Raw genomic sequence first — 26,354 nt, forward strand, 5'->3', positions numbered from 1 at the left:
TCACGCAGGAGTCGTAACCTCTGCCTCCGCGATCGCCGCGTCGATCCGCGGTCCGATCTCCCGCAGCGCATCGCTGCCGACGATCCCGAGGTGATCGGCATCGACATCGACGCGGGTGACCCGCCCACGGAGGAACGGTGCCCAGCGCTCGGCCGTCATGTCCGGGTCGGCTTCACCGGCGGCAGCGATGACGAGCATCGCGTCGCCGTCGTAGGCACGCGGCCGGTGGTCGACGGTGCGCTCGGCCGACGTCGCCATCCGCTGCAGCATGCGATCGAAGGCAACGCCGTCGAGCAGGCCCAGTCCGGTGACCCGCTCGCGGATCGCCGCGGCGATCACGGCCGGATCGTCCGCCGCGGTGACCGTGTCGATGTCGATGACGGCCTGCCACCCGCCGAGCAGGTCCGCGACCGTGGTCCGTGTGTCCGCTGTTCTCGCGTTCGCGGCGCCGGCCGGCGCGTCCTGGGTGGACACCCCGGAATGCGCCGTCTCGTCGTCGATCTCGAGGTCGTCACCGGTGGCGGGATAGCTGTCGAGGAGGGCGAGGACACCGACTTCGGCACCCTGCGAACGTAGTTCGGCTGCCATCTCCTGGGCGATCAGCCCACCGATGGACCAGCCGACGAGGTGGTAGGGGCCGTGCGGGACGATCCGTCGGATCTCGGTCACATACCGTGCGCCGAGGTCACTGATCGACGCGTCGGCCGTGTCGCCGGCCACGACGAAGGGGTCTTGCAGACCGAAAACCGGCCGATCGTCGAGATACGGGGTCAAGCCGGCGAAGAGCCACGCCAACCCATCGGCCGGGTGAACACAGAAGACCGGCGCGCGGCTGCCCTCCGCACGTAGCGGAACGACCACCTCGCCCCGCGGGACGTCCGTGGCGCCCGGGTCCTCCTGCACGACGTACGCGGCGAGTCGCGCGCCCAGATCGCGCGGCGTGGGTCCGGCGAAGATCCAGGCGACTTCGACGGGCACACCGGTTCGACGACGCAGCAGCGACACCAACCGCACCGCCGACAACGACGTCCCACCCGCGTCGAAGAATCCCTGGCCCGCGCTCGTCACCGCCTGTCCGGTGATCTCCGTCATGGCTTCCGCGACGGTCACCTCCCAACGACCCGTCGGCGCCGTGTCCTCGGTGCCGTTCCGCACGCCACCGTCGGCGGTCATCCGTGCGGCGACCTCGCCGTGGTCGGGCCGGCCGTCGGTCCCGAGCGGAATGCTCTCGACGATGCTGATCATCGTCGGCACGCAATGGGCTGCCAGAGTCTGCGACAGTTCGCGGCGGAGCCCGGGAACATCGAGGTCGTCACGGTCGAGTACGACGCAGGCGCCCACCTCGACGCCGTCATCGGTCGGCAGACCGACAGCGGCCGCCGCGGTCACGCCTGTCACCGCGGCCAACGCCTCCTCCACCACATCCAGATCCACTCGTCGCCCGTCGATCCGGGGATGGCGCGCGATCGGCCCCACGATCTCGGGTCGTGACCCCGGTGCGTCCACCCACCGCGCCCGCACTCCCGTCGGGATCAGCGCACCGTCCTCCGCGCGCTCGTACAGCTCCCCCGGCACCCGCGGGGGCACGGCCCGGCCGGCGGAGTCGACGATCGCCGACACCCCATCCCCGGCACCGGACACGTCGACCTCGTCGACGACGGCGTCGACGTCACCGGTGACGGCATCGAGCATGTGCAGGAAGACGTCCCGGATCGTCATCACCGTCTCGACGTCGAACAGCGCCGCGGCATAATCGATCTCGCCGACCAGCTCGACACCGGAACCGGCGCCGACGGGTCGCTCCGCGAGACCGAGGGTGAGATCGACCTTCGCCGGCGGCGGCCCCGGTTCGACAGCCACCACTTCGAGACCGTCCACGATCAACGGGTGGGAGTCCACACCGATCACCGGGCCACGACCGGGTCCCGGTACGGCCGGTCCCCCCGACGACTCGGCGATGTAGTTGAGCATGACCTGGACGAGCGGCGCGTGAGCCGTGGAACGAACCGGCGCGAGATGCTCGACCAGTGTCTCGAAGGGGATGTCGGCGTGCGCGAACGCCGCGAGGTCGGTGTCGCGTACCCGACGGAGAAGGTCCCCGACCGTGTCCGCGACCCGCAGTTCGGTCCGTAGCACCACCGTGTTGACGAACATCCCGATCAGCCCTGCCGTGGCCGCGTGGCCGCGCCCCGACACGGCGGCGCCGACGCTGACATCGTCCACGTCGGCCACGCGCGCGAGTGCGGCGACGAACGCGGCGTGACAGACCATGAACGGCGTCATCCCGTGGGCTCGTGCAGTCGATGCCACTGCCGCACTGCGTCGCTCGCCGAGTTCGAGAGACAGCCGGCCGCCGGTGGGATCGGCGACCGGCGGACGCGGACGGTCACCGGGTATCTCCAGCGCGGCCGGGACGCCGGCGAGCGTCTCGGCCCAGTACGAATACTGCACGGACATGGGCGAAGTCGGATCGTCGATGTCCCCGAGCACGTCGCGTTGCCAGAGAGCGTGATCGGCGTACGCGATCTCCGGCACGTCGATCGTCGCGTCGTGGCGGTATCCGCCGAGCACTTCCCCGGCCAGGATCGCCAGGGACGCCGCATCGCCGGCGATGTGATGGAGGACCAGCACCACCCGATGCGTCGGCGGCGTACCGCTCGACGCCTCCGGTCGTGACGTGGCGATCGCGACGCGCAGCGGCAACTGCGTCGACACGTCGAATCCCTCCGCGCACAACGCCATCGCTTCCTCTGGCGTGCCGGCCGAGTCGAAGCGCAGTTCGTCCGCAGCCGTCGCCGGATCGAGGATGTGCTGTGTGGGTACCCCGTCCTCGCCCAGCGGGTAGACGGTCCGCAGCGGTTCGTGTCGGGTCATCACGGCCACGACCGCCGCGCGCAGCGCACCGACATCGAGGAATCCGCGGATGTCGAAGGCGACGGGCATGTTGTACATCGGAGAGGTCACGTCGAACTGGTTGATGAACCAGAGGCGTTGCTGCGCATACGACAACGGGATGCGCTGCGGACGGGGGCGCGCGACGAGCGGATGCTCGGCGACCCGACGTCGCATCAGGATCCGCGCGAGCTCGCGGACCGTCGGGGTGCGGAAGAGGTCGCGGACATCGAGGTCGACACCGAGTTGCTCGCCGATCCGGGCCACGACCCGCATCGCGGCCAGCGAGTTGCCACCGAGATCGAAGAACGGCACCGTCACCGACACCTCGTCGAGTCCGAGCACCTCGGCGAAGACGAGGGCGACCGCTCGTTCGGCGGCGTCGGCAGGCGGCTCCATCCCGGTCAGCTCGCCGCCCGGTGCGGGCAGTGCTCGACGGTCGAGTTTGCCGGTCGCCGTGAGCGGGACCGAATCGAGGATCACCCACTGGGCCGGACGCATGTACTGCGGCAACGATTGTCGGAGGTGCTCACGGATCGCGTCGAGGTCGACGCTGCCGGCGAGATATCCGACCAGCGCATCGCCCGCCGGACCGCTCCGGACGGTGACGGCCGCGTGCGTCACACCGTCGGCGCGAGCCAGGACGGTCTCGATCTCGCCCAGTTCGATTCGCTGCCCGCGCAGCTTCACCTGGAAGTCCGCCCGGCCGAGATACTCGAGCGCGCCGGAGACGTTCCAGCGCACCAGGTCACCGGTCCGGTAGAGCCGCCCTCCCACCACCCCGGTGGGGTCGGCCACGAAGCGCTCGGCGGTGAGATCGGGTCGACCCGCGTACCCGCGCGCCAGCTGGTCCCCGCCGACGTACAGCTCGCCGACCACCCCGACCGGCGCCGGACGCAGCATGTCGTCGAGCACCCACGTCGTGGTGTTCGCGTTGGGCCGGCCGATCGGCACGAGCACATCACCGGGAGCGAAGCGATACGCCGTCACCTCGACTGCTGCCTCGGTCGGACCGTAGAGGTTGTCGAGGTCGGCCTGCGGTGCCAGTGCGGTCATCGCCTCCGCTACGGCGGCAGGCAGGGCCTCACCCGAGGCGTTGATCCGCCGCAGCGACGACAGTGCCTCCCGCCGCTGCGGATGGTCACCGATGTACTCGACGAACGCCGCCATCATCGACGGCACGAAGTGGACGGACGTGACCCGGTGCCGCTCGATCTCGGCGAGGACGTGGGCCGGGTCGACATGCCGACCGTCCTCGACGATGACCAGGCGGGCGCCGGCCATCAGCGCCTCGAACAGCTCGGGGACGGACACGTCGAAGGTGACCGGTGTCTTGAGCATGACCGCGTCGTCGGGACGCAGCGGGGAACGAACCGACATCCACGTCAGCCGGTTGAGTACGGCACCGTGACTGACGGTGACGCCCTTGGGCGTTCCCGTCGATCCGGACGTGAACAAGGTGTAGAGGGCGTTGCTCGGACGAGGCCGGCGCAGTTCCGGTCGTGGACCGGAGATCGCCGCCTGCGGCGCGCTTCCGTCGACCACGAGCGTCGGCGTGGACAGTGCGGAGAGCGCGGGCGGTCGGACGTCGACCGTCAGGATCATCGCGATCGACGCGGCGTCGACCATGGCCGCGACCCGGTCGGTGGGTGTCGACGGGTCGATGCTGACGTAGCTGCCGCCCGCCATGATGACGGCATGGATCGCCAGGACGAGTTCGACCGAGCGCGGGATGCACACGCCCACCGCCACATCCGGCCCCACCCCGCGGGTGGTCAGGGTCTCGGCGAGCCGGGTGACCCGGTCGAGGAACTCGCGGTAGGTCACCGTCCGCTCGCCTGCCACGAGGGCCGTCGACTCCGGTGAGCGGCGCGCGGCGGCCACGAACGCATCGGTGATCGTCGACCACGGCACCGGCAGGTCCGGTCCCGCCACCAGCCCGGCGATCCGCGCACGCTCGGCCCCGTCGGTCAGGTCGATCGCGCCGACGGGCAGGTCACCTTCCCCGACGATCGCCTCGAGGATCCTGGTCAGCCGGATGATCGCGGTGCGCGCGGTCGGTTCGTCGAACAAGTCGGTGGCGTAGACGATCTCCACCGCCCACGGGCGTCCGGGACGGATCGTCACCGCCACTGTCAGGTCGAGTTGGGTGGTGCCGGTGGTTGCTTCGATCGGTTCGAGGACGAGTACGTCCGACCCCACCGCGCCGGATCTGACGACCGGCACCCGCGGGGTGGTGCCGTCCCGGTCAGCGTCGGCCCGGTCAGGATCCTCCCGGTCATGCAGGACCGACAGCATCACCTGGCTGATCGGGGCGAACGCCTCCGACCGGACCGGGGAGAGGCGGTCCACCAAGTACTCGAAGGGCACGTCGGCACGCGCGAGCGCGTTGACGTCGTCGACGCGCACCCGCTCGAGAAACTCTCCGATCGGTGTCCGCGGGTCCACGTCGGTACGCAGTACCACGGTGTTGACGAACATGCCGACGAGATCGTCGAGCTGTGCGTGCCCGCGACCGGCGACCGGTGTGCTGATCACGATGTCGCGGGTCGCCGACAGCCGCGCCAGCATGATCGACAGTGCCGCGTGGACCACCATGAACTCGGTGGCGCCGTGTGCGCGGGCCGTGGCCGCGATGCGCCCCGTCAGCTCAACCGGGATGTTCGCGGTCACGCGGCCCCCGCGCTGCGACGCCACCGGCGGTCGCGGCCGGTCCGTCGGCAGCGGGAGCAGGTCGGGAACTCCGGCGAGTCGGTTCGTCCAGTAGCTGACCTGGCGACCCAGAACGGACTCCGCCGAGTCGATGTCGCCGAGCGTGTCCCGTTGCCACAGAGCGTGATCGGCGAACTGGATCAGCGGTGCCGCGGCGATGGTATTCGGCCCGCTCGCTCCGCTCCCGGCGCCGGGTTCCGGCGCCCTTCCTTCGGCGCGTGCCAGATACGCACTCCACAGGTCGGCGACGAGCGGGCGCATCGACTCGCCGTCGGCGGCGATGTGATGCAGCACGACGACCAGGATGTGCTCGTCGGGTTGCATCCCATCGCGGCCGACCGCGACGAGTCGGACCCGCAGCGGGAGTTCGGTGGTGACGTCGAAGGTCACGTCCCCGACGAGCTCGTCCGGATCGGCGAGATCCCCTGACACCTCGACGGTCTCCCACCGCAGGCGGGCACGGGCCTCGTCGACCGGCAGGATGTGCTGGCGGGGCTCGCCACCCTGCGCCGGGAAGATCGTTCGCAGGACCTCGTGGCGGGCGATCAGGTCGATTACGGCGTCGCGCAGGGCGTCCCGATCGAGTCGGCCGCGAAGACGGGCGAGCAGCGGGATGGTGTAGGCACCCGATCCCGGGTCGAGCCGGTTGAGGAACCAGATGCGCTGCTGCGCATACGACAACGGGATGAACGCCGGCCGCGGATCGGCCCGGCGCAACGGCGGCGGGCGCGATGCGTCGTCGTAGGCGGCGTCGATGCGACGCGCCAGCCGACGGACCGTGGGCGCCTCGAAGATGTCGCGCACACCCACGCGGACCCCGAAGGCGTCGCCGGCGCGGGCACTGACGCGGGTGGCCGACAACGAGTTGCCGCCGATGGCGAAGAAATCCGCGGTCACCGAAACCCCGGTGCCGGACGAGCCGTCCGACGCCGCCTCGTCGACGCCGAGGACGTCACCGACGATGGCGGCGAGTACCCGCTCGGTGTGGGTCGAGGGCGGAACGCGCTCGGCGTCGGCACTCGTCGGCTCGATGGCCGGGAGGCGCGCACGGTCGATCTTCCCGATCGGGCTGCGCGGCATGGTGTCGAGGACCGCGAGCGCGGCCGGGATCATGTGCGGCGGGAGGTGGGCCGCCAGATGCTCCCGGAGCGCGGCGGTCATCTGTCGCGCCTGGTCCGGTCCGCCCCCGGGATCGACCGGTTCGACATAGCCGGCCAGCGAGGCCACCGGGTTCCCGACGCCGACGACCGCGGCCGTCCGCACCTCCGGGTGCGCGCTCAGGACCGACTCGATCTCACCGAGTTCGAGCCTCTGGCCGCGCAGTTTGACCTGGAAGTCGGACCGGCCGACGTACGTCAGTGCGCCGTCACGGGACCGGCGCACGAGATCTCCGGTTCGGTACATCCGCGTCCCCGGCTCACCGAACGGCGCGGCGACGAAGCGCTCGGCCGTCATCGCCGGCCTTGCGTTATAGCCGCGCGCGAGTTCGGGTCCGGCGAGGTACAGCTCCCCGACGACCTCCGGCGGTACCGGGTGCAGCCGCTCGTCCAGGACGACCGCGCTCGCACCGGGGACCGGGCTGCCGAGATGGACCGGCTCGTCGGTCCCGATCGGGGGCGAGGTGACGCTGATGATCGTGGTCTCTGTCGGTCCGTAGCCGTTGTGGAACCCCACGTGCGGGGCCCACCGGTTCTTCTCGGTGTCGGGGACGGCCTCGCCGCCGACGAGTACGTCGGTCATGGGCAGACGGGCGGGGTCCGGCAATGACGCCGCCACCGAGGTCACCAGGAAGGCATGGGTGGCATTGTTCGCCGTGACGAAATCGGCGAGGTCACGACCGCCGACGACGTCGGGAGGTACGACGACGAGCGTTGCGGCGCTGCCATAGGTTCCGAGAACCTCGAGAATGGCGGCATCGAAGGCCGGCGAGCTGATACCCAGCCAGCGCGCCTGCGGCCCGGACCGGTGCCGGTCGCGCAGCACCGCGGCGACGCCCGCGAGTCCTCGGTGCGTCACCAGCACTCCCTTGGGAGTTCCGGTCGACCCGGAGGTGAAGATCATGTAGGCGCCGGAATCGGCGGTCATCGGTCGGAGGGGACGAGGGGGGTCGACGACCGGTCGCCGTCGCAGGTCGCGGACGAGGTCCGGGGTGAGCAGCAACGGCGCCGACGACGTCGCGGCCACGTCGGTGGTGAGTCCGTCCACGGTCCCATCGGTCAGGATCAGCGCGGCGTCCGCGGCGGCGAGGACGCGAGCGATGCGTTCCGCCGGATACCGGGGATCGATCGGGCAATACACCGCACCGGTCTTGGCCACGGCCCACAACGCGAGTTGCGCGGTCGCCGACCGCGGAAACGCGCACGCCACCACGTCCTCCGGGCCGATGCCGCGCTCGACCAGGTCATACGCGAGATGTGAACTCGCCGTGTCGAGTTCGGCGTAGCTCCAGATCTCCTCGCCATCGACGACGGCCGGGTGCGCCGGACGCGTCCGCGTCGCGCCGATGAGCAGGTCGGCGAGGAGCGTCGGATCGGGATCGGGAATGCCGGACACGAGGGGGACCATCTCCTCATCCCCGGTCAGCACGTCGAGGTCACCGACCGGGCACGTGCTGTCGCCGACCGCGGCCGCCAGCACGCCGACGAAGCGATCGACGAGACGGCGGGCGTCGGATTCGTCGTAGAGGTCCGTCGCGTAGGTGAGTGAACCGCGCCAGGGAGCCCCCTGCGCCGGGTCGGTGAGGACACCCAGAGTGAGGTCCAGTTTCGCCGAATTGTCCTCGACCGAAACGGGTTCGATCTCGAGTCCGGCGAATCGACCGTCGGGTGTGACGGGAACGGCGAGTTCGGAGGTGGTGAGCAGAACCTGGACCAGCGGTGCGTGAGGGGCAGCGCGGACCACGCCGAGTTCGTCGACGACGTCGTCGAACGGCACGTCGGCATGATCGAGGGCGTCGAGATCGACCTCGCGCACCACCCGCAGAAGGTCGGCGAATGCCTGTGCGGGCACGATCGGGGTCCGCAACGCAACGGTGTTGACGAACATGCCGATCAGGTCGTCGGTGTCGCCGTCCCGGCCCGCCGCGGCGGTCCCGATGACGACGTCGCGGGTCCCCGCCAGCCGGCCCAGTACCGCGGCCAGTGCCGCGTGCAGCACCATGAATGCGGTGGCGTCGCAGTGCCGTGCGAGTGCGTCCACGCCTTGCGCCACTCGTCCCGGGATGACGAACTCGACCGCGGCACCTCGCATGGTCGGCGTGGCCGGACGAGGATATGTGGTGGGCACATCGAGAAGAACCGGCGCACCGGTGAGCTGCCGGACCCACCAGTGCCGGTGCTCGTCCTGCTCGTCCACGCGTCCGGCCGTGCGCACGACGTGATCGGCGTACTGGATCGGCAGCGGCAACCAGTCCGGGGTCCGACCGTCGCGTCGCGCCTCGTACGCGATGAGCAGGTCGCGTGACAGCGCTCGACCCGACTCGCCGTCGGCCGCGATGTGGTGGATGCTGATGACCAGCAGCGCACCCGTTCCGGGCTCGACATGTGCTCGGGCACGCACGGGCAGGTCGCGCGTCAGATCGTACGGTTCGGCGGCCACGGCGAGTGCTTCGGATTCAGAATCCACAGTTGACCAGTCGAATACATCTCCGTCGAATGCAGGCGACCCCGGATCGACCTCGCGGATCAGCTGTTCCGGGCGCCCGTCGCGGCCGATCGGGTAGGTGGTCCGCAGGATCTCGTGGCGTGCGACCACGTCGGCGAGTGCACGACGTAGGTGCTCGACGTCGACCTGGCCGCGAATGCGGAAGGCGAACGGGATGATGTACGACGCGACTTCCGGCTCGTACTGATTGATGAACCACATCCGGCGTTGCGCACTCGACAGCGGCAGCACGGACGGACGCGGTGAGTCGGACGGACGGGACACCGACGAGCGGCGCAGACCCGGTGTCGCAGTACCGGAGCCGGGAGCGTCGACTCGGCGCGCGAGGTCGCGAACCGTCGGGGCGTCGAAGACGTCCCGGACCCGCACCGTGACGCCGAGCATCCGGGAGACGCGTGCCGCCAGCCGAGTGGCGGCCAGCGAGTTGCCGCCGAGGTCGAAGAAGGTGTCGGTCACCGAGATCGACTCCGAGCCCGACAGTCCGAGCACGTCGGCGAAGACACCGGCAATCGCCACTTCGGTGTCGGTGTCGGGTTCGACCCGTGCGGCGGAGACGACGTCCGGCGCGGGCAGCGCCTTGCGGTCGACCTTGCCCGCGGTGTTCAACGGCAACGCGTCCAGCACGACCCAGGACGCGGGCCGCATGTACGCAGGCAATCGTTCAGCCGTCGCACGCAGCACCTCGACGTCGACATCGGTTCCGGTGACATGAGCGACGAGTTGCTCTCCCGCGGGGAGCGCCATGACCGAGACGACCACCTGGGCGACACCCGGCGCACCTGCGAGGACGGTTTCGATCTCCCCCAACTCGACCCGCTGCCCCCGCAACTTCACCTGAAAATCAACACGACCCACATACTCCAACTCCCCCACACCACTCCACCGCACCCGATCACCCGTCCGATACAACCGCACACCCACCCCACCAAACGGATCCGCCACAAACCGCTCCGCAGTCAAACCCGCCCGCGACGCATACCCCCGCGCCACCTGCACACCACCCAGATACAACTCACCCACCACACCCACCGGCACCGGCCGCAACCGCGAATCCAACACCCACACCGACACATTCGGTACCGCCCGACCAATCGGCACCACCACCTCACCACCCGAGACCACATACGACGTCACATCCACCGCAGCCTCAGTCGGCCCATACAAATTCACCACCCGCACCGACGGCACCAACCCCCGCAACCCCTCCACCGCACCCACACCCAACGCCTCACCCGAACAAAACACCTGACGCAACGACCCCAACCCCACCGAACCCTGCTGCTGCGCCGACTCCCCCAGCGCCTCCACAAACACCGACAACATCGACGGCACAAAATGACACACCGACACACCACACCGCTCCACCACCGACGCCACATACCACGGATCCCGATGACCACCAGGCTCAGCCACCACCACCGAAGCACCAACCATCAACGGCCAAAACAACTCCCACACCGACACATCAAACGACACCGGCGTCTTCCACAACACCACATCCCGCTGCTCCAACCCGAACAACGACTGCATCCACCCCAACCGATTCACCACCGCAGCCTGCGACACCGTCACACCCTTCGGCCGCCCCGTCGACCCAGACGTGAACAACGTGTACACACCCGCACCACCAGGCACCTCCCCCACACCCGACACCACCCCACCCAACAACCCAGCCCCCACCACACCCGACACACCACCAACCACCACACCATCAACCGAAAGACCCACCCCCTCACCACAATCCACCACCACACGCCGCACACCCGACACCCCACCAACACCAACAGAAGCCACATCACCAAACGCCTGATCACCCGCCCGCACCACCACCACACCCACACCAGCCGTCGACAACATGAACCCCACCCGCTCCGCAGGCGCATCCACCTCCACCGGCACATACCGACCACCCACAGCCACCACCGCATGCACCGCCACCAACAACTCCAACGACCGCGACATCACCACACCCACAGCCGAATCCACACCCACACCCAACCCCGACAACTCCCGCGCCACACCCCCCACCAACCCACCGAACTCCCCATAAGACACCACCCGCTCACCCACCCGCACCGCCACCGCACCCACCGACAACCCCACCCGCTCAGCAACCACCGACCCCACCGAACGACCCGACCACCCCAACCCCACCCCAACACCACGCGACCAACCCTCGATGGCGGCGCGCTCGTCCGCGTCGACGAGGTCGATGTCGCCGACGATCACGTCCGGATCGGCGAGGCCTGCGTCGAGAACGTCGACGATCCTGGCGGCGACGCGTCGTGCCGTGCGCGCGTCGAACAGATCGGTCGCGTAGACGATCCGGCCGGCCAGCGATGCGAGGGCGCCACCGGAGTCTCGCTCGGCACTCATCCCGATCATCAGGTCGAATCGGGCCGCGGGCGGACCGGCATCGACGGGCGTGATCGTCAGACCCGGTGCCGACAACTCCCCCACGGACGTCTGTTCGAGAGTCAGCAACACCTGTGTCAGCGGCGCGAACGCCTCGCTGCGAGTGGGTGCGAGCGCCTCGACGAGGTACTCGAAGGGCACGTCCGCCGCGGCGAACGCGTCGAGATCGGTGTCCCGCACCAGCCGGACCATCTCACCGAAGGTCGCGGCGGGATCGACGGAGGTGCGCAGCACCAGGGTGTTGACGAACATCCCGATCAGGGCGTCGAGTTCGGCGCGGCCACGTCCGGCGACCGGCGAACCCACCGCGATGTCCGAGGTTCCCGACAACCGGGAGAGCACGACGGCGACCGATGCGTGCAACACCATGAACGCGGTCACGCCGTGGCTCCGGGCGAAGGCCTCGATCCTCGGCGCCAGGTCGTCGGGTAGGTCGAACGCGACCGACGCACCACGATGGGATGCCACCGGCGGCCGTGGACGGTCGGCCGGCAGTTCGAGGACCTCGGGCAGGTCGGCGAGCCGAGCCCGCCACCAGCGGGCCTGCCTGCCGAGTTCGGAGTCCGGATCGTCGACCGAGCCCAGGGCCCGCTGCTGCCACAGCGCGACATCGGCGTACTGCACGGACAGCGGAGGGCGGGCGGGCGCGACGCCGGCGACCCGAGATCGATAGGCGTGCAGGAAATCGTCGACGAGCGGCACCAGGGACTCACCGTCGGCGGCGATGTGGTGTACGACGACGACCAGCATCTGGTCGTCGGGACCACTCTCGCCTGGGTCGACGTCGGTGATCCCCGCCCGGATCGGCAGGTCACGGGTGACGTCGAACGGTTCCGCGGGCAAGGTGTCCACGCCCGCGTTGCGCCACCACTGATCGACGGTGATCTCCGACATCGGCGTGATGTCCTGCCACGGCCGGCCGTCGGCACTCTGCGGGTACCGCGTCCGAAGGACCTCGTGACGCTCGATGACATCGGCGAGCGCCGTCCGGAGGGCGACCACATCGACACGGCCACGCAGGCGCAGCGCGAATGGAATGTTGTAGGCCGATGACGTCGGGTCGAATTGGTTGATGAACCACATCCGCTGCTGCGCGGTCGACAACGGAGGACGCGCGGGACGTGGCATGGACCCGAGTTCCGTTGTCCCGCCGGAGGTGTCGACACCGGAGTGGCGGCGTTCCGCATCGACGTACGCGGCCATCGACCGCACCGTCGGCGCGTCGAACAGTTCGCGCACGCCGAAGCGGACACCGAAAGCGTGCGTGATGCGCGCGGCGACGCGAGTCGCGGACAGCGAGTGCCCGCCGATCTGGAAGAAACTGTCGGTGACCGAGACTGCTGCGGCGTCCTCATCGCGGCCGAGCACCTCGGCGACGATGGTCTGGATGGCGAGTTCGGTGTCGGTGTCGGGTTCGACCCGGGCGGCGGAGACGACATCCGGCGCGGGCAGCGCCTTGCGGTCGACCTTGCCCGCGGTGTTCAACGGCAACGCATCCAGCACGACGACGGTGTCGGGCACCATGTACGACGCGAGTCGCCGGGCCGCATGCTCGCGTACCCCGGGAACCGCGGACTCGTCCGGACCGGCGATGTAGGCGACCAGCCGGTCGTCGCGCACCACCACCGCCGCGGCGACGACGTCGTCGGCACCTGCGAGGACGGTTTCGATCTCCCCCAACTCGATCCGCTGCCCCCGCAACTTCACCTGAAAATCAACACGACCCACATACTCCAACTCCCCCACACCACTCCACCGCACCCGATCACCCGTCCGATACAACCGCACACCCACCCCACCAAACGGATCCGCCACAAACCGCTCCGCAGTCAAACCCGCCCGCGACGCATACCCCCGCGCCACCTGCACACCACCCAGATACAACTCACCCACCACACCCACCGGCACCGGCCGCAACCGCGAATCCAACACCCACACCGACACATTCGGCACCGCCCGACCAATCGGCACCACCACCTCACCACCCGAGACCACATACGACGTCACATCCACCGCAGCCTCAGTCGGCCCATACAAATTCACCACCCGCACCGACGGCACCAACCCCCGCAACCCCTCCACCGCACCCACACCCAACGCCTCACCCGAACAAAACACCTGACGCAACGACCCCAACCCCACCGAACCCTGCTGCTGCGCCGACTCCCCCAGCGCCTCCACAAACACCGACAACATCGACGGCACAAAATGACACACCGACACACCACACCGCTCCACCACCGACGCCACATACCACGGATCCCGATGACCACCAGGCTCAGCCACCACCACCGAAGCACCAACCATCAACGGCCAAAACAACTCCCACACCGACACATCAAACGACACCGGCGTCTTCCACAACACCACATCCCGCTGCTCCAACCCGAACAACGACTGCATCCACCCCAACCGATTCACCACCGCAGCCTGCGACACCGTCACACCCTTCGGCCGCCCCGTCGACCCAGACGTGAACAACGTGTACACACCCGCACCACCAGGCACCTCCCCCACACCCGACACCACCCCACCCAACAACCCAGCCCCCACCACACCCGACACACCACCAACCACCACACCATCAACCGAAAGACCCACCCCCTCACCACAATCCACCACCACACGCCGCACACCCGACACCCCACCAACACCAACAGAAGCCACATCACCAAACGCCTGATCACCCGCCCGCACCACCACCACACCCACACCAGCCGTCGACAACATGAACCCCACCCGCTCCGCAGGCGCATCCACCTCCACCGGCACATACCGACCACCCACAGCCACCACCGCATGCACCGCCACCAACAACTCCAACGACCGCGACATCACCACACCCACAGCCGAATCCACACCCACACCCAACCCCGACAACTCCCGCGCCACACCCCCCACCAACCCACCGAACTCCCCATACGACACCACCCGCTCACCCACCCGCACCGCCACCGCACCCACCGACAACCCCACCCGCTCAGCAACCACCGACCCCACCGAACGACCCGACCACCCCAACCCCACCCCAACACCACGCGACCAACCCTCGACCGTCGAGCGCATGGCGGCCGGCATCGGATCGAGCGCGGCGGTCGGCAGCGCCGGATCATCGGTTACCGCGTCCAGGACATCCGTCAGCGTGGCCGCGATCACCTCGGCGATCCCGTCACCGACGACGGCCAGATCGGCCTTGACCGTGAGACAGAGGTCGTCCCCCTCCGGCGCGGCGATGAGTGCCAACGGATAATGCGTGGCATCAGTCGTGCTCACGTCGCGGATCTCCAGACCCGAGGTCCGCGACCCCTCCACCACCGTGTCCACGTCCACGGGATACGACTCGAAGACCACGAGGGTGTCGAAGAGCCTCGAGTGTCCGGTGACCGCGGTGATGTCCCCGAGCCCGACGAACTGGTGGTCCAGCATCCGCGCCCGGGCGCGGTGCAGTTCACCGATGAGCCCGGCCAGCGTCTGACGCGGGTCGACGTCGGCGACCACCGGCACCGTGTTGATGAACAGGCCGATCATGCTGTCGGCACCGTCGAGGTCGGCGGGCCGCCCCGACACAGTCTCACCGAAGACGACTCGCTCCTCGCCGGTGAAGCGGGACAGCACGATCGACCACGCCGCGTGCAGCACCGTGCTCGTCGTCGTGCCCAGCCGGCGCACCGTCCGTTCCAGTGCCGTCCGCCGGTCCGCCGTGACCCGGACGGTCACCTCGTGGCGGCGGGGTTCGCGATCACCGCGGGGGTGCACCTGTGGACAGACCAGCGTCGGGCCGACGTCGGCGAGATGCTCGCGCCACGCGTCCAGCGCGGTCGTCCGGTCGCGACTCTCGAGCCATGCGAGGTAGGACTCGAAGTCGCGGGCGGGGGTGATCGCGGGCCGGCCGAGATGTGCCGCGAGCAGGTCGGCGACGAGGACCGGACCCGACCAGCCGTCCAGGATGATGTGGTGGGCCGTGATCACCAGCGTGAGAGCCGGGCCGGTCACCGTGTCGTGGGACACCGCCGAGAACCGGAGCAACGGCGGGGTGTCCAGTGCGAACGGGCGGCGCAGGTCCTCGGCGGCGATCTCCGCGATCCGCGCCGCAGCGTCGGCCACGCTCACATCGGTCAGATCGGCGCCGCGGAAGTCCGGTTCGGTGACCGCGGGATGGTCGGTCGGCGGCACGACCACCACCAGCCGGCCGGACGGCGTCCGGGTGAACCCCGAACGCAGGACGCGTTGCCGGGCCAGCAGTTCGCGGATCGCCGGCAGAATCGTGTCGACGGGATGATTGCCGTCGAACTCGATGATCGACTGCGTCACGTAGGGGTCGGCGCCCACGAGCCGCTCCGCCTCGTAGAACAGCCCGTGCTGCAGCGGGGTCGGGGGCCAGATCGCGTAGGGGGCGCGCGTACGTGGTGTCGCCGACCGCGCGGCGAGCACGTGGTCGATCTCCGCCTGATCGAGTCCGCCGATCACGTCGGTCTCACTGGGCCCCGGATCGCCCACGGCGTCCACATACGCCGCGAGCGACGACAGGGCCGTCGCCCATCGATCCGCGATGCCGGCCAGTGCCGACTCGTCGAGCAGACCTTCGGGCGCGGTGAGGTCCACCCGCAACTCGCGACCGTGTGCGGTCGCCGCCGCTGCGACCGTCACGGTGAGCGCGGCCAGGGCCGACATCTCGCCCCGCACCGACGGCGGAAGAGACGGCGCATCGGGGACCGGAACGAATTCCGTTGCGGTCGTCTCGGTTTCATCGAGGTTCGCACGATTATTCGGCCCGCTCGCTTCGCGCCCGGCGCCATGACCCAGAAGGCCCAGGTAGTTCACCGTGATCGGTGGGAGGGGCCGCGCCCGAAGCGGCGAGTCGGGACGTGACCAGCGCAGCGGTCCGAACGCGATGCCGTTGTCCGGCATGCGGGCCTGTATGTCCTTGAGCGCCTTCACCATCGTTGCCAGACGACGCCCCGGAGTGACGTCGTGGGTTTTCCCGACCGGGCCGGGCACACCTCCGGTCCACGCTGTCCCCGGGACATCGACACTCACCGGGACGAAGGAGGTGAACCACCCGACCGTCTCCGTCAGGTCGGCACCGGGTGCGATGCCCTCTTCGCGGCCGTGGTTCTCGATCATCATCGACACCGGACCCGACGCCGACTCCGGACCCCGGACCGCGAGCGCGACGGCGGCCGCCAGCACCGTGTCCGGGCGCGCGCGGAACGACTCGGTGACCGTGCCCAGCACCCGCTCGGCGAGAACGGGCTCGACGGTACGGGTCGCCGAGACCGTGGTGGCCAGGCGGTCCCGGACGCGGTCGACAGTCCACTCCGGAGGCGACGCGAGGGGCAACTGTCCTGACCACCAGTCGATCTCCGCGGTCCGGTCGGCGAGTTCGGCCAGCACGCCCGACCAGCGCCGGAACGAGGTACCCGATGTGGTGAGGGCCGGCGACTCCCCGTTGCGGTGCTGCCACCACGCGCGGCCCAGACCCGTCACGATGGTCGGCCACGACACGGCGTCGACGCCGAGATGGTGGGCCGCGACGACCAGTCGGCCGGTGCCGTCGGCGAAGCGGACACCGACTGCGGCGAGCAGGCGCCCGTCGGCGGGCGACAACGTTCCGAGAGCTCGCGCGTGGGCCGCCCGGACGGCGTCGTCCACCGCGGGTGCCGAGGTCGCCGTCCCGGTGCCCGTCCCGGGGATGTCGGAACGGTCGATGATCTCCACCGCGACGTCCCCCGGGTCGCCGCCGCCTGCCAGGACGCTCGGCGCACCACCGGCATCGATCCGCAACGACGCGGTGAGCATCGGGTGGGCCGCGGCGACGGCGGTCACCACCGCCCGCACCGCCGCATCGTCGGCCTCGGCGGGGAGTGTGAGCACAGTGCTCTGCGAGAAGTCCGCGAGCTCGTCCGGTTCGTCGGCGAGTTCGAGCATCCACCCCAGACCCGGGGTCATTCCGACCGGACCGACTGCGCCGCCGGGTAATTCGTCGAGCCCGGCGATCGACTCCGTCCGTGCCACTCGCGCGAGATCACGGATCGTCGACGCCGCGAACACATCGCGTGGTGTGAGGTGCAGTCCCGCGGCGCGCAGTACCGACGTGAGCCGGATGGATGCGATCGAGTCCCCGCCGAGTTCGAAGAACGAACGGGTCATCGGTATGTCCTCGAGCCCCAGCACCGAGGCGACGATCGCGGCAACCGTCTGCTCCGACTCACCGACGGGAGCGGCATCGGAGTCCTCGGCTGCCGACAACGGGTCGAATCGCGGCGCGGGCAGCGCCTTGCGGTCCAACTTGCCGGTACTGCCCAGCGGTGCCTCGGTCATCGGGACCCACAGAGTCGGCCGCATGTATGCCGGCAGCGACGCGGTCACCGCCTCCCGTGCGCGCGCGACGGAGTCGGCCCCGCCCGTTCCGCTGGTGTCCGGTCCGATGAGGTATCCCACCAGGTGATCCGACCCACCCGGGGCGCTCGCGACGGTGACCACGGCCTGCCGGACGCCGTCCACCTCGGCGAGGACCGCCTCGATCTCGCCGAGCTCGATCCGCTGACCGCGTAGTTTGACCTGGAAGTCGCTGCGCCCGAGATACTCCAGGTCTCCGGCGCGGTTGCGTCGGACGAGGTCGCCGGTGCGGTAGAGCCGGGCACCGCCGCCCGCGGGATCGGCGACGAAGCGTTCGGCGGTGAGATCGGGGCGGTCGGCATACCCGCGCGCGAGCTGGACGCCTCCCAGATACAACTCGCCGGTCACGCCGGCGGGCACCGGACGCAGCCGTCGGTCGAGGACGAGCGTCTGGGTGTTCCACACCGGTCGCCCGATCGGCACCATGTCGGCGTAGGGGTCCGGGGTCGCCGCGGTGACCTCGACGGCGGCTTCGGTGGGACCGAACAGGTTCGTGACGCGAACATGTGGGAGCACCGCGCGCGCCGCCCGCAGGGTCGCCGGCGGCAACGCCTCACCGGAACAGTAGAGGTGGCGGAGGGTCGGCAGGAGTGGGTGCGCGGCGTCCCGAATCTCATCCACGAAGACCGCGAGCAGTGACGGGACGAAGTGGACCGTGGTGATCTCCTCGGCGTCGATGAGACGGGCCATCGAGCGCGGATCGAGATGTGCGTCGTCGGGCGCGACGACCAGTCGGGCGCCGGTCAGCTGCGGGGTCAGCAGTTCGGGAACCGACACGTCGAAGGTGACGGGTGTCTTCAGCAGGATCGAGTCGTCCGGCCCGATCCCGAATTCGTCCACGCCCCACCGCAACCGGTTCACAACTGCGCGGTGGCTCACCGTGACGCCCTTCGGCCGGCCGGTCGAGCCCGAGGTGAAGATGGTGTAGGCCGCGTGCTCGGGTCGTAGCGTCGACCGGCGTTCGGCGTCGGCGACCGGGGCCGTGTCGAGGTCGACGGGGCTTCCGGCGTCCACCACGACGGTGCGGTCGACCACGTGTGCGGCCGGCGCCCGGTCGTCGCAGACCAGCGCGATCGTCGCGTGCGAGGTGTCGACCATGTACCGGGTGCGGTCGGTCGGGGCGTCGGGTGCCACCGGCATGTACTGTCCGCCGGCGGCGAGGACCGCGTGGATCGCGACGACCAGTTCGACCGACCGTGGCATGCACACCGCGACGCAGTCCTCGGGGCCGATCCCCAGATCGATGAGATCCCGGGCGAGAGTGGCCACCCGCGCGCCGAACTCGCGGTGGGTGAGCGTGCGCTCGCCACAGCGCACCGCGACCGCCTCCGGAGTTCGGACGTGGTCGGCGGCCGCGATCGCGCCCGGCACCGTGAGGTCTGCCGACCGCACCACGCGGCCGACCGAGAGTTGTTGTTGGGCAGCAGCTTCGGCCGTCGTGAGAATCGGGATGTCGGCGACCGGGAGATCGGTGTCGGCGGCGAGTGCGGTGAGTGCCGAGGACAACGCCGAGGAGATCATCTCCGCGGTCGCCTGGTCGAACAGCGCGGTGGCATAGGTGATCGAGCCGGCCACCCCGCCGTCGGCGGTCTCGCGGAAGCCGATGGAGAGGTCGAACTTGGCCGCGGTGTCCTCGAGTTCGACGAATTCGGCGTCGAGACCGTCGAGACCGTCGAGTGCGCCGAGCGACGGTTCGCCGGTCGTGGCGTGCACGAGCAGGACCTGCGCGAGCGGCTCCACGTTCTCGATGCGTCGCGGGTTCGCCGCGTCGATCACGCGCTCGAACGGGACGTCGGCGTTGTCGAACGCCGCGAGGTCGGCGTTCTTGACACGCTCGAGCAGTGCGCCGACGGTGAGATGCGGCTCGACGTCGACCGACAGGACGACGGTGTTGACGAACATGCCGATGAGCTGGTCGATCTCCTGGCGGCCGCGGCCGGCGACGGGTGTGGCCACCGCGATCCGGGTGGTCGACGTCAGACGCGCGAGCACCGCGGCGGTGGCCGTGTGCGCGACCATGAACAGGGTGGCGCGGCGCGCCGCGGCGCGCCGGCGCAGTCGCGCGACGGCCGCCGCCGGCAACGTCCACCGCACCGTGGCCGCCCGTCCGTCGGATACGGCGGGGCGGGGACGGTCGGTCGGCAGCGGGAGGACGTCGGGTAGGCCGGTCAGCCGCTCGGCCCAGAACCGCAGCTGTCGTGCCATCAGGGATTCGGGGTCCGCGGCGTCGCCGAGCCGACGTCGTTGCCACACGGCGTAATCCGCGTACTGGAACGGCAGGGCGGGCCAGTCCGGCGCCCGGCCCGATCGCCGGGACCGATAGGCCCGGGCGATCTCCGTCGCGAGCACCGGCGCCGACTCGCCGTCGGCGGCGATGTGGTGCAGCACGATGACCAGTACGTGTTCGGTCGCCGACACGGACACGATGCGAGCGCGCACCGGCAGGTCGGTCGTCACATCGAACGTGGCGGCCACCAGTTCGTGGATCTCCTGGTGGACGACTTCGTCGGAGGATGCGACGGCCCGGGGCGTGATCTCGGTGTGGCCGACCGTGATCCGCTCCGCCCAGTCGGTGGGTACGTGCGTCACGGGTTCGACACCGCCCGAGATGGCTCCGGCGCCGACCGCATCGTCGGATGACACCGTCGGGTAGATCGTGCGCAGCACCTCGTGCCGGTCGACGACGTCGAGGATCGCCGAGCGCATCGCGGGCACGTCGAGGTCGCCGCGCACGCGGACCACGATCGGGATCACGTAGGCGGTCGAGTCCGGATCGAACTGGTTGAGGAACCACATCCGGCGCTGCGCGTACGACAGGGGCACCGGGTCGGGCCTGCGGACCGCCTCGAGTGCCGGCAGGTCGCCGCCGCGGCCGTGTGTGCCGGCGTCGACGGCAGCGGCCAGCGCGCGCACGGTCGGGGTCTCGAACAGCGCGCGCACCGGGATCTCCACGCCGGAAGCGACACCCAGGCGTGCCACGACCCGGGTCGCCGACAGCGACGTGCCTCCGAGTGCGAAGAAGGACGCCTCGGCCGACACCTCTTCCGCGGGGTCGAGTCCCAGTACCTGGGCGTAGACGGCCGCGACCGTCTGCTCGGTCTCCGTCTCCGGCGAGACGTGGACGTCGCCGCCGAAACGCGGCGTGGGCAGCGCCCCGGTGTCGAGCTTTCCGGTGGCCGTCAGCGGGATCTCGCCGATCGGCACGATGACGGCGGGCATCATGTGGGCGGGTAGTCGACGGGCCGCGTGGGCGGCCACGTCGTCGGTGTCGGGTGCCACACCGGCGACGCCGTGCACCCAGGACACCAGGACCGTCTCGCCCGATGTCGGGTGCTCGATGCCGGCGGTCGTCGAGAAGTCCACCGCGTGATGCTCCCCGAGGACGGCGTCGATCTCGCCGAGCTCGATCCGGAACCCACGGATCTTGACCTGGAAGTCGGTGCGGCCCAAGAAGTCCAGTGACCACCGACCGTTCCGTCGGCGCCACCGGACGATGTCCCCGGTGCGGTACATGCGCTCCCCCGGCGCGCCGGACGCGGTGGTCGGGAACGGGGCGGCGACGAACCGTTCGGCGGTCAGCGCCGCTTGGCCGACGTAGCCGGCCGCGAGCGCGGGACCGGCCAGATACAGCTCGCCGGTCACGCCTGCCGGGACGGGATGAAGTCGCGGGTCGAGCACCGCGGCGGTGATCCCGGCGATCGGACCGCCGATGGTGACCGCCGAATCCGGACGCATCGGCCCCGACGAGGTGGCCCAGATGGTGGCCTCGGTGGGGCCATAGAGGTTTCGCATCGAGCGTCCGGGTGACCAGGTCCGGACCAGTTCGGGCGAACAGACGTCACCGGCGACGGAGATGACCTCGAGATCCGGGAATCCCGCCGCGCGCGTGCCCGATCCCGGATCGTCGGATCCCGGCTCGGAGAGCCCATCGGACACCGGCTCGGAGAGCGCATCGGACACGGTGGCCAGTGCGGTCGGGGTGATCGTCGCGTGCGTGACGCGTTCCCGGCGCAGGGTCGCCGCGAGCTCGACGCCGCCGGTCACCCCGTCCGGTACCACCACCATCGTCGACGCGGCTGCCACCGCGACCAGTGTCTCGAAGACAGCGGCGTCGAAACCCGGTGCGGCGAAGCGGAGTACGCGGGCCGCGGGCGTGAGGTCGAATCTGACGCGGGCGTCGGCGACCAGGTCGGCCAGCCCACGGTGTGTGACCGCGACCCCTTTCGGCCGTCCCGTCGACCCGGAGGTGAAGATGACGTAGGCGATCTCATCGGTTCGCGGGTGTCGGGCGGCCGTCTCGACGCCTGTCTCGCCGCTCCCGGTCACGTCGTCACAAGTGTGGTTGTCGGCGACGACCCACTCCACCGCGGGCTCCAGTCCGGCGACCACAGCGGCCGAGGCGACCCCGAGACGTGAGTCGACGGTGTCCAGCATGTGTCGCAGACGCTCGCCCGGCAGGGCGGGGTCGACGGGCGCCACGGCTGCGCCCGTGCGTGCGACGGCCCAGAACCCCACCGTGCCCTCGAGCGATCTCGGGATGGCCAAGGCGATGACGGACCCCGGCCCGGCACCACGGGCGCCGAGCACACCGGCCAGCCGCCGGGTCCGGACGTCGAGCTCGGCGTAGGTCAGATGCCGCCCGTTCTCGGTGACCGCGATGCCGTCGGGGTTGGCGGAGATCGCCGCGTCCAGCAGGTCGGCCAAGGTCGCCCTCGACGACGCGATTCCCGGGGATGCGACCACCGAGCCCGAGTCGTCGTCGCCGGTGGGCAGGTCGCCGACCGGCGTGTGTGGGTCGACCGCGACCGCTCGCGCGATGGTGACCATCCGACGAAGGAACGCGTCCACGGTGTCGGCGTCGAACAACGCGGTGGCGTAGGTCGCGATCACGCGGGTGTCGGCGTCGGCGGGGCGGCCCGGCTCATCGAGGACGGTGACCTGCAGGTCGACCTTGGCCGTGGTGACCGGGGCCTCGATCTCGGCGACGACGAGACCTGGCAACTCGACCTCGGGCCGGGAGGCGTTCTGGAACGCGAGGGCAACCTGGACAAGGGGTGGATGTGCGGTGTTGCGTCCTGCGACGACCTCGTCGACCACGGTCTCGAACGGGAGATCGGCGTGATCGAGTGCGGCCACGTCGATGTCGCGGATGTCGTCCAGGAGATCGGCGAAAGCGGCGTCGCGACGCACCCGGCTTCGCAACGCCAGCGTGTTGACGAACATCCCGATCAGTGCGTCCAGATCGCGCTCGCCTCGCCCGGCCACCGGAGTCCCGATGACGACGTCCTCGTCCGCGCCGGACCTGACGAGAGTGACCGCGAGCAGTGCGTGGACGACCATGAACATCGTCGCCCCGTGCCGTCCGGCTAGCTCTCTCAACGCGTTCCAGGTGGCCGCGTCGAACACCGAGGACAGTTCGGCCCCGGTGTCGTCGCGGACCGGGGCACGCGGTCGGTCCACCGGGAGTTCGACGAGTTCCGGTGCACCCGCGAGGCGGGTCCGCCAATAGTCGAGCTGGCGTGCGGCGAGGGACGTGGGATCGGCGGCGTCCCCGAGCTTGTCGTGCTGCCACACCGCGTAGTCGACGTAGTGGACCGGCAGCGGCGCCCAGCCGGGTTCCCGGCCGGCCTGACGCGCTTCGTAGGCGGCCATGAAGTCGGTGACCATCGGCGCGACCGAACCGCCGTCGCTGATGATGTGGTGCACCACCAGGACCAGGATCGCGTCGTCGTCGGCGACGCGGAGCAGACGCGCCCGGACCGGCGCGGCGGTCTCGAGATCGAAACCACGAGTGGTGATCTCGGCGATGGTGGCCGAGAGATCGGCCTCGTCCGCGCCGCGCATGTCGATCGGGGGCGCCACCCGGACGTCGTGCCGGGGGTCGCCGGCCGAGGCGATCACCTGTTCGGGAACACCGTCCACCGACACGAATCGCGTGCGCAGGACCTCGTGGCGCGCAAGCAGATCCTCGAGTGCGGCAGCGACGACCGCCGGGTCCGGGGCCCGGTGACCGCCGTCGCGACTCGGCGTCGGCGCGGCGCTCAGGCGGAGGACCGCCGGGATCAGATAGCCGGCGCCGCCCGGGTCGAGCGTCTCCAGGAACCAGATGCGACGCTGCGCGGGCGACAACGGCAGCACGCCGTCGCGGTCGACCCGGCGCAGGGGCACATGCCGCGCGGGGACGCCCGTCCGATCAGGGTCCCCGCCGTCCTGCCCGTCGATGATCGATGCCAGACCTCGAACGGTGGGGTCGGCGAACACGGCACGCGCGGAGACGGTGGTGTCGAATCGCTCGGCTGCCCGGGCAGCCACCCGCGTCACGGTGAGCGAGTTGCCGCCGAGATCGAACAGCGACGTGGTGACCCCGACGTCGCCGACACCCAGGATCTCGGCGACGATCGCGGCCAGCGCCGTCTCGGTGGCGGTGGCGGGCGGTTCGGCGACCGCCGGCGAGTTCCCGGACACCACCGGGTCGGGCAGGGCGCCGCGATCGAGCTTGCCGTTCACGGTGAGCGGGAGCCGCGGGAGCCAGACGTATCGCGTCGGCACCATGTAGTCGGGCACCGCGGTCGCCAGGAGTGTGCGAATCTCGTTCGCCGCCAGGCCGACCCCGTCGGTGGCGACCGGATCACCGACCCCGTCGGTGGCGACGAGGTAACCGACGAGATGCTCGGTGTCGCCGAGGGTGCGGATGTCCGCTCCCGCGGCGTCGACACCGGCGAGCCCCGACATGGCCGACTCCACCTCGCCGAGCTCGATGCGGAAGCCGCGGAGCTTCACCTGGCCATCGCGTCGTCCCACGAATTCGATGGACCCGTTACGGGACACCCCGACGTCGCCGGTGCGATACATCCGGCTGCCCGGCGGACCGAACGGGTCGGCCACGTACCGGGTGGACGTCTGACCGTGCCGGTTCAGGAACCCGCGGGTGACCTGCGCACCCGAGACGTACAGTTCACCGGGCACCCCGTCGGGCACGCGTGCCAGCCGGCCGTCGAGCACGTGTACACGCGAACCGAGCAGTGAGGTCCCGATGTCGGAGGCGGTCGCCTCGTCGACGAAGGCGCGCGTCAGTTCGCGGCGGGTCATGTAGACGGTCGTCTCGGTCGGACCGTACATGTTGTTGAGTTGCGGACCCGCGACGTCGGCGCCCGAACGGGTCGCCGACCCGTCTGTCTCCCGGTCCGACTGCCACTTCCGGACCTGCTCGTAGTCGAGCAGCTCTCCCGAGAAATGCACTCGCCGAACGGAGTCGGGCAACCGGCGGCCGTGGGGCGGCCGGACGGCCGCGGCGAACTGATAGAACGACGACGGGGTGAAGTTGACGATCGTCACCCCGTGCCGGTCGAAGGCCTCGACCACGTCGTCGGGGGCGCGTGTGGTCGCGTGATCGAGCACGAGCAGGCGCCCGCCCGCGCGCAGGGCAGCCCAGATCTCACCCACCGACACGTCGAATGCGTAGGAGTGGAACAGCGACCACACGTCGTCGGGCGTGCTCTCCACGACGGCGTCGAGTGCCGTCAGCAGCGCCACCACGTTGTCGTGGGTGACGACGACACCCTTGGGTCGCCCGGTGGACCCGGAGGTGTACATCACGTAGGCGCTCGTATGCGCGCCCACGTGTTCCGGCAGCGGCGGGGGCGGCGTGCCGTCGGCGGCGATCTCGTACTGCGCCGTCAAGTCCTGCGGAGTGCACAGCGGCACGTCCATCTCGGCCCAGGCCTCGACGGTCTCGGCCTCGGCCAGGACGACGACAGGTGACGCGTCCTCGACGATGCCGGTCAGGCGCGCGACCGGATGGGTGCGATCGAGGGGCAGATAGGCGGCGCCGGTCTTGAGGACCGCCACCAACACCACGACGAGGTCGACCGACCGCGGCAGCGCGACGCCGACGAGGGTCTCCGGTCCCGCGCCGCGGGCAACGAGGGCGTGGGCCATCTGTTCCGATCGCCCGTCGAGGTCACGGTAGGTGAGCGTCGCGCCGTCGAGGTCGGTGATGGCGACGGCGTCGGCACGGCGGCGTGCGGCGATCCGGAAGAGTCCCGGCAGCGACTCGCGGTCGCCGGCGCCGAGTACCTCGGCGAAGCGCCGATCGAGTTCTTCGACGATCTCGGTGGCAGCCGCAGCGAGCTGCGACCCACTCAGCCCTGCGCGCGGCATCAACGCCGTCACCGTCGCACGCAGCGCGGCGTCGGACGCGACGCCGCGCTCGGCCAGGGTGATGGCCGACGCCGACACCCGTCGATGGAGGGCGCGGAAGGACACCGGCCCCG

1 protein-coding gene (running past one end of the window) is annotated in these 26,354 nt (G+C 70.2%); it reads right to left on the bottom strand.

Features of this window, described 5'->3' with window-relative positions; translation table 11 throughout:
* Positions 1 to 26,354: the 3' portion of a non-ribosomal peptide synthase/polyketide synthase gene (locus AC3B5T_RS21695; RefSeq protein ID WP_488357902.1), read on the bottom strand. It continues 133 nt past the right edge of the window; the window shows 26,354 of its 26,487 coding nt (coding positions 134-26,487); the start codon falls outside the window, past its right edge — the gene reads right to left on this strand; it ends in the stop codon at positions 1 to 3.

This window comes from Gordonia sp. G4, from assembly GCF_057770005.1.